We start from the raw sequence: 15,564 nt of genomic DNA on the forward strand, positions 1-15,564 counted from the left end.
CTTTACAACGCCCAAAAGAACATAACAACAAAATTCGTGCTGGCTGTCAGGCTTCGGCGCTGAACAACAAGCTGTTTGCATCATTCAAACTATTGGCCAGCTTCAGAACTTCTTCGTTCGGGATCTGGCGAATCACTTCACCGGAACCACTGGCAATCACTTTGACCACTACTTTGCCTGAAGGCTCGTCAATAGAAAACTCCAGGTTGCGCTTGACCGACTGGACGAACTTCTCGATTTCCTGAACGGCCTTCTTGAGTTTGTCCTGCTCGGCGGCAGCATCCTTGGGAGTTTCCTTGACCGGGGTCAAGGTAGCAACGTCGGCTTGAGGCTTCTCCACGGGCTTGTCGGCCACTGTAGGTGCCGGCTTCGCCGCTGGATAAGACAAGTTCAGCTTCACGCTCATATCCATGTCCATCACCTCTTGAACGGAAAAAGCGAGAGAGCACGCAAGCGCACTCCCCCGCTAAAACTCATCCAGCTATTACTGAAGCAGCTTCAGTACAGCGGATGGCAGTTGGTTGGCCTGGGCCAGAACCGAGGTAGACGCTTGCTGCAGAGTCTGCTGCTTGGTCAGTTGTGCAGTTTCAGCAGCGAAGTCGGTATCTTGTACGCGACCCAGTGCAGCACTGGCGTTTTCGTTGATGTTCTGCAGGTTGGAGATGGTGCTGTTCAGACGGTTCTGGGCAGCACCGAGGTCGGCACGAGCACTGTTGATGGTGTCGATCGCGCTGGTGATTGCATCCATGGCGGCCGAGAAGTTGGTTTCCGAAGCAGCGCTGTCGGAACCAACGATGGTGATTGCCGAGTCAACACCCAGGGTTGCGGCGTCGAAGCTGGCGCTCAGAGTCAGGGTGATCTGGTTGTCAGAACCGTTTTCAGCACCGACCTGGAAGGTCATGGTGCTCGCGGTGCCGTCCATCAGGTTCTTGCCGTTCAGGTTGGTGCTGTTGGCGATACGGGTCAGTTCGTCGCTCATCTGCGAGAACTCTTTGTTCAGAGCAATACGGTCATCTGCGCTGTTGCTGTCGTTACGAGACTGGATGGCCAGTTCACGCATACGTTGCAGAATGTTGGTCTGCTCCTGCATCGCGCCTTCAGCGGTCTGCGCCATGGAGATACCGTCGTTGGCGTTTTTGATCGCCATGTTCTGACCGCGGATTTGCGAGGTCATACGGGTAGCGATCTGCAGGCCGGCGGCGTCATCTTTGGCGCTGTTGATTTTCAGGCCGGAAGACAGGCGGGTCATCGAAGTGGACAGAGCATCGGAAGCCTTGTTCAGGTTCTTCTGAACGTTCAACGATGTGACGTTAGTGTTTACTGTTAAAGCCATGACGAATTCCTCGTTGGTTGGGTACTGCGGCTTCCGGCCCTGGCAACCGCCGGGTGTGGCCTAGAGAACCTTCGTAATAGTTATCGTCGGATTGGGAACTTGCTTGAGGGCTTTTTTCAAAAAATTTGCTAGCAGACTGCCACCCCTTGTGAAACAAGGGCTTAGCCATGGGGGAAGGCCCGAAAAATGGCGTCAATAAACCGCAGAACAATGTCGCGGGCAAAAAAAAGCGCCGCAGGTCAACCTGAAGCGCTATTGGAAGAACGTGGTTCGATCAATCGCGATACAGAATCGCCGAGCCCCACGACAGGCCCACACCGAAACCGCTGATCGCCACGCGCTTCCAGTCAGCATCCAGAACATGCTTTTCCAGCAGCAGCGGAATGCTCGAGGACACGGTATTGCCGGTCTCGACCATGTCCTTGATGAATTTCTCAGGCTCCCCCTCGAAACGCCTTGCCACGGCATCGACAATCGCCGCACTGCCCTGGTGGATACAGAATGCGTCGATGTCGCTGGCTTGCAATGAGGATTCGTCCAGCAGTTCGTGCAAATGAGCCGGTACTTTCAGCAAGGCAAAATTGAACACCTGGCGACCGTTCATGAAAAACACCCCGTCGCTGACCTTCAGGTGTGGCGCGCCGGAACCATCGGTGCCGAACTTGGCCTTGCCCAATTGCCAGTTGGCGCCCTCGGCCATCCAGGTAGCCGTGGCGGCATCGCCGAACAGCATGGTGGTGTTGCGGTCTTCAGGGTCGACGATTTTCGAATACGGGTCGGCGGTTACCAGCAACCCGTTCTTCAACCCTGCGGCCTCCATGAAGCCTTTCAGGGCATAAATGCCGTATACATAACCCGAGCAGCCCAGCGATATATCGAATGCCGCCACATGGGTCGGCAACCCGAGCTTGTCCTGCACGATGGCGGCCGTGTGCGGCAACCCTTCTTCATCACCGTTCTGGGTGACAACGATCAACGCGTCGATGGATTCGCGCGAAAGCTGCGGGTTGTTGGCGAACAATGCATTCACTGCTTCGACACACAGGTCCGAGGTTTCCTGGTCAGCGTCTTTGCGCGGCAGGAACGCCGAACCGATCTTGCCAAGGATGAACTCTTCATCCTTCTCGAATTTGGCACCCTGAGCGTAGTTATCCACACCAGCGGTCGGCACATAACTCGCTATGCTTTTTATGCCAATCATCATGGCTTCCCGATCATGAACTGCGACTAGGTTCACCCCCGAAAGCTCAGGGGCGCTTCAAAAATGGTTGATTTCCAAGGGCGGATGCCTTATCAGGCGAACGAACAGGCCTCCACTCCGGGGAATACAATACAGTGAAGATGCACTTTATGACCTATACGTCACGCTGTTTTGTCCTGAAGGGGCATTTTTTCATGACAAACCAAGCTGTGTCATTTCCCGCGACGGTATTGGGTACTAGACAGAAATCTTGAGGATGGCGGTGCAATGGGGCGAGAGCGCCGGCAGGTTTTACCTGCCAGCGTCGATGGTTCGCCTCGGAAGGCGGGGTTATGCCAGCAAGTCGGTCCAGGGTACGTTGCGCACCGGCCCCAGGGCGAAACCAGCGCCTTGCAGCGCCAGGTTAGCGTTATAGAACCGATCCTGAGCGAACACCCCGGACCACTTCTCACGCAGCGCCGCACGCGTCTGTGGCGTACTCGCCAGCACGCCGGACTGGATAACCTGCACATGCGGCGTCCAGACCGTCAGGTAACCGGCCTGGCCGACCCTGAGGCACAGGTCCACATCACCCAAGGCATCGTCGAACAAACCGCTGTCTATGCCGTCAGCCGCTTCGAACAGTTGCTTGGAAATCATCAGACAAGCAAACGACACCGCCGAACAGTTCTGCTCGACAACCAACCTGTTCATGTAGCCTCTGGCAGTCTTCGGCTCGCCCACGAACGCCGAGCCGACTTCGTCGTTCAAGCCCAGAATCAGGCCCGCCTGGGTGATACGTCCGTCGCGCTCGACCAGCTTGGCGCCGACCACGCCGACTTCCGGACGCAAGGCCTGGTTGAGCAACGATTCGATCCAGTTGACGTTGAGCACTTCACCGTCTGCCGCCAGCGTCACCAGATAGTCGCCCTTGGCCTCCTGGCTGGCAGTATTGATCAATGAGCCCGTCGCCATGCCTGGTTCGATATCCAACAAGCGAACACGACTTGCCTGGTGCCCCTGCCCCTGGAGCCAGGTACGCAAGACAGCATTGTCTGCCGCGGCGGCGCAGAACAATACCTCGTAGCGCTGATATCGCGTGCGCTGCAGGACGCTGAGCAGGCAGCGTTGTCGGGTCGTCAGGTCGCAGGCACCGTGGACAATGATCGACACCATGGGGCGCTCGGCAAAGCGGTAGTCGATTTTATGCGTGCCCGGCACGACAGCGCTCACATCGGCCTGATAGCCACGAACCGCCAGATGACGCAGCAATGTCTTGCGTTCATCGGCGTTGTCTTCCACTGGAGGTGCCTGGCAAATCAGCAGCGGCTCATCCAGATGGGCAAGCCCCTCCAGGCCTTCCTGCTCGATAAGACGCAGCAGCAGGTCGAACTCCATAGCGTTCTTGAATTCGCGCGAATAACCGCCGAGTTTCACCAATGTCTCCCGGCGTACCAGCCAATGACGGGCCATCAACGCCGGAGCGCTTTGCAGCAAGTCAAGGTTGAACCCTGGCCGGAAGACATCGGCCAGGGTCCCGTCAGGCTGGCGCTGGACCTCGTCCATTGCCACGGCCTGGCATTGCGGCGCGGCCAGCAATTCCACACCCGCGCGGAACAGCCCGCCGGGCGTCAATTCATCGCCTGCCTCGGCCATGACGATCCAATCGCAATCGCTCTGGCTGACAACCTGATTGATTTTGTCGATGTAATTGCTTTCGTTGACTTTGACGAAGTGCAGGACGTTCTGCGGTGTAGTCTCGCTCGGCAGCTCACCGGTAGTGAACACGACAATTTTGAACGCCCGGCAATAGCCATTGATCACGCTGTCGAAGGTTGCCTGCATCTTGAAGATGTCGGCGTCCAGGTCCAGGATCAAAATGCCAAACGTCGGGCCACCGTTGCGAGCGGCCAGGTATTTGGACACTTTCCGGGCCTCACTGGCGTTCGGTTCACGCGCCTCGAGCCAGCGCAGCAATTGACCGGAGCGCGTGAGGTCGAACAACCTCGCGGTATTTTCAAACGCCGCCGCCTTGAGCCGTTGGTCCCAGGCCTGGAGCATTTGCACGTAGCGCTTGTCACCTTTGGCCTGCATGACCTCCAGCAGTTGCTTCACCAGATCCTGGTTGAACGCATAGCTCAGGAAAGCCCTCGCCAGCTGTTCATCAAGCGGCTCGGCGCTGGTGTTGCGCTGGGGGCGAGACAGTTCCTTCTGCTTGAGCATGACGGCTTCCAGCTCTTTCAACTGCACCTGCCCGCTTGGCGCCGCATGAAGCAGGAATTCCAGCGAAGTGAGCACGTCGAAAAAAGCCTGGTTATAAAAGGGCAACTCAACGTATTGCGTCGGCTCGAAACGCCGAACCGGTTCGCCGCGCCGCGAATCCCAGGTCGACTCGAACAGTTTCCCTGTCTGCGGCACCGAACGTTCGGCCAGCTTCTTGAGTATGGCCCGGGCATGTTCCCGCGCCGAAGCATCCGTGCCAAAGGCGCCGCCCAGCATCGTGCCCATGCGGTCCTGTTCAGCGACTGCTCGCAAGTCCTCGGCATCACGCGCCATGCCAACCGGGACCCGAGGCTTCGCCACGCGCCTGCGCTCGTGTACACCATAAGGAATGTCCAGCAGGCGGACCTTTGCATCTGTCACCAACCCAAAGCAATGGCCAGCCTCCTGCAACCATGAATCAAAGCCGGCGGGCAACGAAGCGTAGCTACGCCGCAGGCTTTCAGTGCGTGTGAGGGCGCTCACCAGCGATGGGCAATCCTCGGCATAAACGGCCAGCCGGGCTTCGGCCGATGCGCTGAAATAATCTTCACAACCCTTGCGATCGAGCAGGTAATAGTCGACACGGTCGGCATGGGCCTCGAACGCCAGGCTGTAGCCTTGACAGGCACTGTATTCAGCGTGCGCTTCCAGGAAACTCAACGCTTGTTCAAGCGCCCGGGGCAACAGAAAACTCTCGGCATCGGCCATCGCCAGGTAAGGCGTGGCGACGCGCTCGACAGCCTGGCGAACCTTATCGCCGAAACCAGTGGCCGCGGGTGCGTGCAGGTATTGCACATCGGGGAATGCGGCCATGATATCAGCGTCGATCAGGCTCGATGAGTCGATCACCAGCACCGCGAACGAACTATCGCGATAATGGCGCAACGCCCGCCGCAGGGCAGTCGACTGGTCATGAGCGAGCAGCACCAGGGTAAACCGTTCATTCAACGGCGCAGTCGATTCTGTTGGGGCATTGCTTTGCATATTCATTCCTTAACAAGTGGGTTGCCACATCAGCGACACTGGGATGTTCGGGATTCAACCCCGTCAATCCGGTAGCCAACCATTGGCCCAGTACTGCAGGTTATCGCCGCGCAAGATAAAGTCGCGCAGCACCACTTCACGTAATTCATCGCCCATCCGGTAACTGGCAATCGGATCCGCCAGGTGCATACGGATGGCCTCCAGCCATTCCTCGGTGCTGTTGGTGAGGACCCGGGTACAAGGCAGGTGCCCCCGGTAAGCCTCGGTATCCGAACAAATGACCGGATAGCCGCACGCACCGTATTCCAACAGGCGAAGGTTGCTCTTGCAGTCGTTGAAAATATGGAACTCCAACGGCGCCAAGGCCAGGTCGAGGTTCAAGCTGGCCAGCTTCGCCGGATAAGCCGCCAGGCTCACGCCCGGATGAAACTCATGGATATAAGGCTTGAGCAAATCGGGGCACATGCCAAAGAACACCCATTCGACTTCGTCGGCCAATTCCCGAACGACATCGGCGATCAGCTCCAGGTCGCCACGGTGGCTGGTGCCGCCGCCCCAGCCAATACGCGGCTTGCTGGAGGTAGCACGCTGGCTTCTGAGCTGGTTCCACAGGCCGGCAGCCAGCATGTTCGGTACCACGCGGATATCGTGGTGCATGCTCGACAAGGCATCCGCCAACGGATGAGTGGACACTACCACCCGATCACACAGGCCGATCCCTTGGCGTAGCAAGTCCTCGAGATTGTCCGGCATATTGCGGCGGTGTTCGTTTTTTTCCGGGACCCTGGCGATGTAGTCATCCAATTCGTAGATGCGCATGGCGTTGGAGTAAGTCTTGACTTGAGTGATGTCCTTGAACTTACCCACGTTGTAGCGACCCTGAAGGATGATCACATCCGGTGACTGGCGCTCGATGTCGATGATCGAGGGCGTATCGTAGGCAACACGTCCCACGACTCGCCCAGCCGCTTCCAGTTCGAATAACGGTTGGCTGACGCGGTAATGCCCCACCGCCGAGGTATTGACCGCCAGCCCCAGGATCGAAGGGACGTTGCGGGTGATCAATGGATTCCAGCCGGTGCGTGGTCCGGGCTCGAGGCAGAAGCTTTTGCCGATCAGGGTCAGGTTACGGTTGTAGGCAGGATCGTTGGCGATCCTGGGCAACCAGCGCTGATAGAACGCCTCTTGTTCGAGCTCCAGCCGCTGCTTCCACGAAGGATCGCGACTGGCTTCCACGCCGGACACCAGCACGACATCACTGTAAGGCGTGGTGACGATCAGGTAACCGTTTTTTCCGACCTGCTGGCATAATTCCAGAGCGTTGATACGCTGTGTCGTGATCGACTCATCGAACCCACCGACCTCCTCCAGAACCTGCTTGCGCACCAACAAACAGTGATCGCTGACGGCGCTCCAGTTCTGTACCGTCTGCAAGCGTTGCATGTAGCCGCCAGACGTAACCGATTCGTTGACGAAGGCCCTGCCCGCCAACCCACCCAGCCCCATGATCATGCCGGCGTCGATGACCCGGCCTTGCTGGTTGAGTGTGCGAGGCCCCACGATACCGACCTCGGGACGTTGTCCATGATTGAGCAACTCATCCAGCCAGGCGGCTTCCAGCAAGATGCAATTGGGGTTGAGCAACAACAGGTATTCGCCGCGGGCATGCTGCGCGGCGAAGTTGCGGATCACCGCTTCGCTGCTGCTTTCCGGGTGCAGGAATATTCTCAACTTTTCACTGCCCAGCTCGGCCATGGCCCGCAGCCAATGCTGCAGCTCGGCGTTTTCACTGGCGTTATCGACAATGATGATTTCGTAATGCGGGTATGCGGTCGTGCTGATCAGGCTGTTGACGCAACGCTCCAGCGCGCCCAGGTCATCCTTGACGCTGATGACGATCGACACCAGGGGGCGCTCGGCGAACAGGTATTCGATGCGCGGGACCAACGCCAGGAGCGGTCCTTGGTGAAGCCGGTGAGGCACGCCGATACGCTGTAGATGAGCGCCGATCAACTGGGCGTTTTGCTCGATGACTTCAGGCAACGATAGCCATCGGGCAAACGAAAACGTCGATTCGACTTGGATTTCCGGAATATGCCCAATGACCTGCGGCCCATCCGTTTCCACCAGTCGCCAGATCAAATCATGGGGCGCCAGCTCGCCCAGGCTCGGATCGAATCCACCGGAGGCCAGGAATCGGGCACGCTCGAAAGCCAATGTCCGACCGACATAGGGATAACCGCGCATCAGGTCGAGATTGAAGTCGGGTTTGAAGATCGGCTCCACCGACTTGTCATCCAACAGCGCACCTTCATCGCTGTAGAGACAGGCAGCAGCCGGCGAGCTGACAATCCGATCGGCCATGATCAACAGCGCAGACTCCGTCAAGCGATCGCCGGCACGCAGCAGGTAGAACCAGTCGGCGCCGTCCAGTTGAGGCAACAACCCATTGAGCTGCTGCGCCCAGTCCGCTTGCAGGCCAAGGCGCAGGACATGGTTATCCACGGCCTGGCGCCCATTGGACAACAACAGCACCGATTCGCAGGCGTAGGCTTGGGCAGCGATACTCTGCAGGGTAATACCCAGCGCATAAGGATCATCCTGCTCATCGATGATGACGGGAACGATCATCGGCCGATAGGTCCAGCGGGCAATCTGCCGGGACAGGACTTGCTTGCGCAATGGACTGAAACGTCGACATGTCAGCCACTGCGCATAGAGGTCTGCGTAGCTTTCGATGTCCGTGCCGACTTGCGAACCGATGACGCCCTGGCGAGTCGCGATGACCGAATAGACGTTGATTTCTTCCCACTCGGGCGCCCCTGGTTCCTTGGGCTGCCCCAGCGACTGGTAACGCACCCAGCCACTGGCTGGCGCCGGCTCGCCACTGCGTTGGGCCAGCATTTCCTTGAGCCAGGTCAGCTCTACCGTGGCCGCCTCAACCATCTTGTGCTGACGTTCGAGACGCTCGGGGTGCAACCGCTGGCCGCTTCCCTCGGCATAAAGCTGGACCAGATGGCCCCGGCGCAACAGGCAGATGAACAAGGCAAAATCGAGGACAGCCTCGAAGCCTTCGCCGGGCCGCGCCAACGCTGGCAGCAAGGCGTCGACATCTGTGCGACGCATCAATGCGCCACTCAAGCCACCGAGAATATTACGGGTGGTCTTCTCAAAATACGCCAGCATGTCGTTGCCGTTGAACAATGCATCGAACTGTGTGATGCCCGTATTTTCAACGCGGACCGGCAAGGCATAGTTGTCGGCATCGATTAAATGATGCTTGTTGATCACCAGCGATACTTGCGCATGCTCCTGCAAGATGGCCGCCTGTTGACTGACGCAGAACGCCAGCAACTGGTCGTCATCGCACAGGAACTTGATGAACTCGCCCCGGGACTCTTCAAGGCAGCGCAACAGATTCTGCTGGAACCCCAGCCGGGTCGGGTTGCGCAGGTAACGCACCGGAACAGTGGAGCCCATTCCAACTTCCTGGACAATCTGCTCGATTCCATCGGTGCGGCAGTCGTCGCAGATGACAATCTCCAGGTTCTCGTAGGTCTGCTCGAGCGCGCTTTGCAAGGCGAGGCGGAAAAAGCGTGGGTGGTACGCGGGGATGGCAATGCTGACAAGAGGAGCTGATTTCACACGCATGGCTCTCAACCGTTGGGCGTCAACTCAGGCGAGAGCAGGACGTCCTGAATCGTATAGAGGAACGGGTCAGGGACCGCTTATAGCGTCACGGTCCCTGTCCTGAATCACATTTTGTTGAACAATCCCAATTGCGCGATCTTGCTGAACGCCAACTGCGACGCCTGCAGCATCGTCTGCTGCAAGGTCAAGCGCGTCATCACCTCGGCCGGGTCGGAATCACGAATCGCCGACTGGGTCTGCGAGTTGGCGAGGACAAAGCTCTGATTGGTATCGCTCTGGGTATCAAGCGACTGGCCACGACCACCGACCGAACTCAACGCACTGGTCAGCTGGTCGGTGCCGCTGGCCAGGTTACCGATAGCCGAAGCCAGTGACGCGTTCAGTTTCTGGATGGCGATGTTGTCGCCATCGGCCGGCGTGCTCAAAGCAGTCCGCAACTGGTTCACGGTGTCCAGGATGTTCTGCGTCTCGTGGGTATTGACCGCGATGCTGAACTGATCGTTGGCGGCGGGGGCACCATTGAGGGTAAAACTCACGCCGGAAGCGGTGGCGACGTTGCCCGCCAGGGTACCGCTGGACACCGGTTTGCTGTCAGCGGTCAGTGGCGCGGCGTACAGGTCGAAATCCGTGGCGCTGGTGAACTTCAGCACCGCCGCTCCCGTCGGGAAACTGGCGTGGTAGGCCGTCGGATCGGTGATTGCGCTACCGGTGATCTGGGTCGCCGTGGCGTTGCCCGGACTGCGGGCCGGGGTAAACGAATCGGGTTTGGCAGCCAGGGTGAAGGTATGGCCAGGCAAGACCGTACCTGCAACATCGCCCGCTTGAAGGTTGACGTTCAAGGTCAAGTCGACACCGCGAAAGCTCACCGTCTGCCCGATCTGGTTACTAGGCTCGATGACCCCGCCCTTGCTGGCTTCGGCGGTCACATCGTTACCACCCGAGTCGGTGATTTTCAATTGGGTGCCGCTGACGAATTCCACTGTGTACGGCTCGCCACTGCGGAACTGGCTGTTGTAGGTCACGCTGGACGACACTTGGCCGTTGGTCAGTACCACTCGACCATCATCCACCGCCGGCGCAGTCATGGTGACTTGGGTGCGACTGGTGTTGACAGCCTGTTGGAACACTTCCCAGCCGGTGCTGTTGGTGGCCATCGACATGGTGTCGCCAATCGGCAGATCCAGGGTCACCTGGTCGCCGTTGTAGCTGTAGGTGCCATCGCCGTTGCGGGTGAACGGTACGACATCGCCCTTGGAACCGGAGAAGATGTATTTGCCGTTTTCATCCTTGGTGTTCATCAGGCTCAGCAACTGATCTTCGATCGACCCCAATTCCGAGGCAACCGCTTTACGGTCCGCGTCGGTGTAGGCGGCGTTACCGGCACTGACGGCCAATTCCTTGGCGCGCTGCAGCACGTTGCCGATGCTGGTCATGACCGCTTCGGTCGTGCCCAGGGTCGCCTTGATGGTGGTGACGTTGGTTTCGTATTGGGAAAGCATCGAAGCCTGGTTGCCCAGTTGCAGCAAGCGCGAGGCGCCCACCGGATCATCTGCGGCGGTGTTCACGCGCACCAGGCTGCTGGCTTCCTCGCTGGTCTTGACCACCTTGGCGAAGTTTTTCTGGTAGTTCGCAGCCGTGCTTTCGTAAAACTGAGAGGTAGAAATGCGCATGGGCTACGGCTCCTTAAAGGCTGTTGATCAATGTGCTGAAGATTTGCTGCGCCGCCTTGATGATCTGCGAAGACGCGGTGTAGTACTGCTGGAACTTGACCAGGTTGCCAGTTTCTTCATCCAGGTCCACACCCGACAGCGAATCGCGGGCGGTCTTGGCATTGTCCAGGATCGCCCCAGTGGCGGCGCTGTCGAGCTTGCCCTGGGCGGCCTTGGCGCCGACGCCTTCCACCAGCTTGCCGTAGGCATCGTTCAGGGAAATACCCTTGCTGGCCGAACCGGTGTCTACGGTCTTGGCCGTCTGCAAACCGGCCAGGACAGTACCGTTACGGTTGTCCAGGCTGCCGGCCTGGCTGAGGCTGACATTGATCGAGGCGCCGTTGGATGGAGCACCGGCAATGGACATGTCAAACGTGACGGTGCGTTGTACCGGCGGCACGGACGAATCCATGATCGGGTTGCCACTGGCGTCCTTGAGCGGAACACTCAGGCTCAAGGTGTTGCTTTCGCCGGGCTTGATCGTGCCATTGCTGATCTGGACACCTTTGGCATCGAGCAATTGATAAGCCTGGCTGGTGCCATCGGCGGACGTCGCGCCGAACACCACCTTGACCGGCATGGAGTTCTTGATGCCGTTCTGGATGATGGTCGTGGTGGCTGCGTCGTAGATATCCAGCTTGGTGGTCATGCTCGGCTGACCGCTGGCCGGGATGGTCAGCGTGCCGCTGCCCCCTGGCACGATGGCGGCGCCCAACGGCGCGGCAATCGCCAGCCGCTTGGAGTCAGTCATCTCGGTCTTGATGTTGGCCGCCGCGTTGCGGGTAGGCGTGAGCTTGAACGAGTCGCCGGCGGCGGCGGTGCCGTTGGCGAACGTCATCGAAAAACCGTCGATCACCGGCGGGGGCGTGGTCGCGGTGTTGAACGCGCCCATCGAGGTGCCGTCTGGCAGGCGCTGGACGGTGTAGTCCGTGCCGCTGGTGAACGTCACCTTGTAGTCGTTGGTGGTCAGCTTGCCGGAGTCTTTGATGGCGATGTTGAAGTTGCCGGAGCCGGCGCTGTTGTTCAACGACGCAACGCTGCGCTGGCTGATCTGCGTGGCGCTGTTGATGTTAGTGAACAAGTTGGAGCCGAAGGCCCCGTTCATGTCGATGCCCGAGGCCTGGACGCTGTTCATCTGATCGGCGACCACCAGGGCTACGCGCCCCAGCTCGTTCATGGCCGGGTCGAGCACGGTACTGCGGTAGCGCATCAAGCCACCGATCTCGCCGCCAGTGAGCACCGACGTCAGGTCCATGGAGCTGGAACCGCTGTTGAGCTGGATGCCCATGCGCCCCGGATCGTTCTTGTCCGGCACCGCTTCCAGGGTATTGACGATGTTGCCCATGACCAACGGTTGGCCGGAGCCCAGGTAGATGTCCAGGCTGCTGCCGTTCTCGACAACCTGTGTGCCGGTGAAGGTCGACAGTTGGCGAATGGTTTCGCTGCGAGCATCGAGCAGGTCGTTGGGGGCGCCGCCGGCGTTGGAGACTTCGGCGATTTTCTTGTTCAACTGCGCAACGGTGACCGCCAGGTTATTGACCTGGTCGACCATGTTCGACAGGTTGCCATTGATATTCTGGCTCTGCTCCGTCAACTGGTTGGAAATCGAATTGAAACGGTTGCTCAAGGCCTGGGCATCGCTGAGCAGCAACTGCCGGGACGCATCGTCACCCGGCTTGGCGTTGACGTTCTGCACCGAAGCGAAAAACTTGGTCAGCGCGCCGTTGAGGCCAGTGCCGCTGTCCGACAGCAGGGAGTCAAGCGGGGTGATCTGCCCCTGGTAGGCCGCCGCATCGCTGTTGAGCGAGGTGGTGGTTTTCAGTTGCGCTTCAAGATACGAGTTATACACCCGGCGCACATCAGCCAGGGTCGTGCCGGAACCAATGAACACGTTGCCGTACTGGTTCGACGCCTTGGTGGTCTGCACGGTCTGCTGACGCGAATACCCAGCGGTATCGACGTTGGCGATGTTGTTACCCGTGGTCACCAGTGCGGTCTGGCTTGCGGACAGACCCGACATCCCGATATTGAGCAAACTCATGGTTCAGACCTTATAAAGTCGTGGTGGCACCAGCCGACGCGTAGTTTTGGTAACTCGTCATCTGCCGGGCTATGTTCGAAATCTTATTGGCGTAGTTCGGGTCGGTGGCGTAACCGGCCTTCTGCAACTCGCGTACAAACTGTTCGGGGTTATCGGCCGACTTCAGCACATCTTGATAGCGACTGTTGCTTTGCAGCAGGTTGACCAAGTCATGGAAACTGTCGCGGTACGAGGCGTAGGAGCGGAACTCGGCCGTCTCCTTGACCATCGCGCCATTGCGGAATTCGCTGGTGATCGCCCGTGCCGAATCGCCCTTCCAGTTGGCGCTGGCCTTGATGCCGAACAGGTTATGACTGCTGCTGCCATCGGGCTGGCGCATCACCGACTTGCCCCAGCCGGTTTCCAAGGCGGCCTGGGCCACCAGGTAGCGTGGATCGACACCGATGCGGTCGGCGGCTTCCTTGGCCATTGGCAGCATGGCGTTGACGAATTCATCGGCATCGCGGAAGGCCTTGCGCGCCGGTGCCAACGGTGGCTGGGCCACGGCACGACCATAGACCTGCATGTCCCCTTTCGGCTCGGCAGCCTTGAGCGCGGCCAGCCAGTCACCGTTAGCCAGTTCGCCGGTGGCCGGCTTGACGGCGGCGATGGCGCGATCCGGCAGCAGGTTCTGCGCAGGGACATCGGCATTGGCCGAGGCCGAAGGCACCAGCCCGGCGAGCAGGCGGTCGGCCAGTTTCGGCGGCAGGGCCAGGCGACGCTGGTTGAGCAGCTCCATGTCGTTGCGGTGCACGCCCTCGGCCCCTTGCGGCGCGCTCACGGCCCGCGAAGCCCAGAGCGGACGCTGGCCGTTGCTGCGCGATAAAGGTCCGTCGGGCAGTGTCCCGGCGGCCACTGGCGTGGGTACCGGTGCCTTGGCGACCTTTCCCAGCGCCTCCTGCTGCTTGGCGGCCGACAACGTGGCGGCCTCGCCGGAAGCCAGCGGTTTGTTCTTGGACATCTGGCGCAACAGCACATCGGCCAGACCAATACCACCGCCTTCGCGGGACATGGAAACGGCCAACTGCTGGTCGTACATTTCCTGATATTGCTTGGCTTCCGGCGTGTTCATCGGGTTGTCCTTGCCCAAGGCCTCGGTGGCCGAACGCATGGACTTGAGCATTTCACCGAGGAACAGCGATTCGAATTCCTGCGCCACTTTACGCAGGTTGCCGTCGCTGTTCTTGTCGCCGACCTTGAGCTGGTTCAGGCGATTCAAGTCCGAGTAGGAACCTGAATCGCCGCTGATCAAGGCGCCTTTGCGCATATCCACCATGGCCGCGTTCCTTAAATCACGATCAGGTCGGCTTGCAACGCGCCGGCCTGCTTCAAGGCTTCAAGAATGGCCATCAAGTCGCCCGGCGCCGCGCCGACCTGGTTCACTGCCCGGACGATTTCATCCAGGGTCGTGCCCGGGCCGAACTTGAACATCGGCTTGGCTTCCTGCTCGGCATTGACCCGCGAACGCGGGACCACGGCGGTCTGACCGTTGGACAATGGCCCCGGCTGGCTGACGATCGGGTCTTCGGTGATGGTCACGGTCAGGCTGCCGTGGGTCACGGCGGCCGGGGAAACCTTGACGTTCTGGCCGATGACGATGGTGCCGGTGCGCGAATTGATGATGACTTTCGCCACCGCCTGGCCCGGATCGACCTCGAGGTTCTCCAGGATCGACAGGTAGTCGACCCGCTGGCTCGGATCCAGCGGCGCGGTGACACGGATCGAGCCGCCGTCGATGGCCTGGGCCACCCCTGGGCCGAGCATGTCGTTGATCTTGTCGACGATGCGCTTGGCGGTGGTGAAGTCGGAACGGTTGAGGTTCAGCGTCAGGCTGTTGCCTTGGTTGAAACCGCTCGGCACCGCACGTTCCACCGACGCACCACCGGGGATGCGACCGGCCGACGGAACGTTGACGGTGATCTTCGAACCGTCGCGTCCCTCGGCATCGAAACCGCCCACCACCAGGTTGCCCTGGGCGATGGCGTAGACGTTGCCGTCGATACCCTTGAGCGGCGTCAGCAACAAGGTGCCGCCACGCAGGCTCTTGGAGTTGCCGATGGACGAAACGGTGATATCCACTTGTTGACCGGGCTTGGCGAACGCCGGCAGATCGGCACTGACCGACACCGCCGCAACGTTCTTCAACTGCACATTGCCAGAGCCGGCCGGCACCTTGATGCCGAACTGCGACAGCATGTTGTTGAAGGTCTGCAGGGTGAACGGGGTCTGGGTGGTCTGGTCACCGGTGCCGTTCAGGCCCACGACCAGGCCGTAGCCAATCAACTGGTTGGAACGCACACCGGAAATGCTGGCGATGTCCTTCAAACGCTCGGCCTGAGCGGTAAAGGCGGCGGACATCACCAGG

General features: G+C 59.6%; 9 protein-coding genes. All 9 read right to left on the minus strand.

Annotated features, from left to right (window positions below; translation table 11 throughout):
- Nucleotides 1–46 precede the first annotated feature (46 nt).
- The 9 genes from BT125_RS16620 to BT125_RS16660 all read right to left on the minus strand — a co-directional run bounded on the left by BT125_RS16620 (nt 47) and on the right by BT125_RS16660 (nt 15,557).
- Nucleotides 47–412 carry a flagellar protein FlaG gene (locus BT125_RS16620; protein WP_072408533.1) on the minus strand — a complete coding sequence of 122 codons (366 nt, stop codon included), beginning with the start codon at nt 410–412 and terminating at the stop codon, nt 47–49.
- Nucleotides 413–484: 72 nt separating this feature from the next.
- Nucleotides 485–1,333 (minus strand): flagellin domain-containing protein, encoded by an 849-nt coding sequence (locus tag BT125_RS16625; RefSeq protein ID WP_072408535.1) that lies wholly within the window; start codon nt 1,331–1,333, stop codon nt 485–487.
- Between the two features lie 274 nt (nt 1,334–1,607).
- Nucleotides 1,608–2,534, minus strand: a complete 927-nt coding sequence (locus BT125_RS16630) for a ketoacyl-ACP synthase III (RefSeq protein WP_072408591.1) — start codon at nt 2,532–2,534, stop codon at nt 1,608–1,610.
- A 330-nt stretch (nt 2,535–2,864) separates the two neighbouring features.
- Nucleotides 2,865–5,759, minus strand: coding sequence for a TIGR00180 family glycosyltransferase (locus BT125_RS16635; protein ID WP_072408537.1), 2,895 nt, complete (start codon nt 5,757–5,759; stop codon nt 2,865–2,867).
- Nucleotides 5,760–5,822: 63 nt separating this feature from the next.
- Nucleotides 5,823–9,404: a glycosyltransferase gene (locus tag BT125_RS16640; RefSeq protein WP_072408592.1), complete on the minus strand. Its 3,582-nt coding sequence runs from the start codon at nt 9,402–9,404 to the stop codon at nt 5,823–5,825.
- A gap of 110 nt (nt 9,405–9,514) precedes the next feature.
- Nucleotides 9,515–11,080 carry a flagellar hook-associated protein 3 gene (locus BT125_RS16645; protein ID WP_072408539.1) on the minus strand — a complete coding sequence of 522 codons (1,566 nt, stop codon included), beginning with the start codon at nt 11,078–11,080 and terminating at the stop codon, nt 9,515–9,517.
- 13 nt (nt 11,081–11,093) lie between these two features.
- A complete protein-coding gene (gene flgK / locus BT125_RS16650; protein WP_072408541.1) occupies nt 11,094–13,160 on the minus strand; it encodes a flagellar hook-associated protein FlgK in 2,067 nt (688 codons plus the stop codon).
- A 10-nt stretch (nt 13,161–13,170) separates the two neighbouring features.
- Nucleotides 13,171–14,472 carry a flagellar assembly peptidoglycan hydrolase FlgJ gene (gene flgJ, locus BT125_RS16655; RefSeq protein ID WP_072408593.1) on the minus strand — a complete coding sequence of 434 codons (1,302 nt, stop codon included), beginning with the start codon at nt 14,470–14,472 and terminating at the stop codon, nt 13,171–13,173.
- 14 nt (nt 14,473–14,486) lie between these two features.
- Nucleotides 14,487–15,557, minus strand: coding sequence for a flagellar basal body P-ring protein FlgI (locus BT125_RS16660; RefSeq protein WP_162488974.1), 1,071 nt, complete (start codon nt 15,555–15,557; stop codon nt 14,487–14,489).
- Nucleotides 15,558–15,564: the final 7 nt, after the last annotated feature.

This window comes from Pseudomonas sp. NFACC04-2 (genome assembly GCF_900119265.1).
Taxonomy (GTDB): Bacteria; Pseudomonadota; Gammaproteobacteria; order Pseudomonadales; family Pseudomonadaceae; genus Aquipseudomonas; species Aquipseudomonas fluorescens_AA.

Bases quoted from the DNA above. Each gene is read 5' to 3' on its own strand.
- BT125_RS16630 (WP_072408591.1), bottom strand. From the start codon at position 2,534: ATGATTGGCATAAAAAGCATAGCGAGTTATGTGCCGACCGCTGGTGTG.
- flgK (WP_072408541.1), bottom strand. From the start codon at position 13,160: ATGAGTTTGCTCAATATCGGGATGTCGGGTCTGTCCGCAAGCCAGACC.
- BT125_RS16625 (WP_072408535.1), bottom strand. From the start codon at position 1,333: ATGGCTTTAACAGTAAACACTAACGTCACATCGTTGAACGTTCAGAAG.
- BT125_RS16620 (WP_072408533.1), bottom strand. From the start codon at position 412: ATGGATATGAGCGTGAAGCTGAACTTGTCTTATCCAGCGGCGAAGCCG.
- BT125_RS16645 (WP_072408539.1), bottom strand. From the start codon at position 11,080: ATGCGCATTTCTACCTCTCAGTTTTACGAAAGCACGGCTGCGAACTAC.
- BT125_RS16635 (WP_072408537.1), bottom strand. From the start codon at position 5,759: ATGCAAAGCAATGCCCCAACAGAATCGACTGCGCCGTTGAATGAACGG.
- BT125_RS16660 (WP_162488974.1), bottom strand. From the start codon at position 15,557: ATGTCCGCCGCCTTTACCGCTCAGGCCGAGCGTTTGAAGGACATCGCC.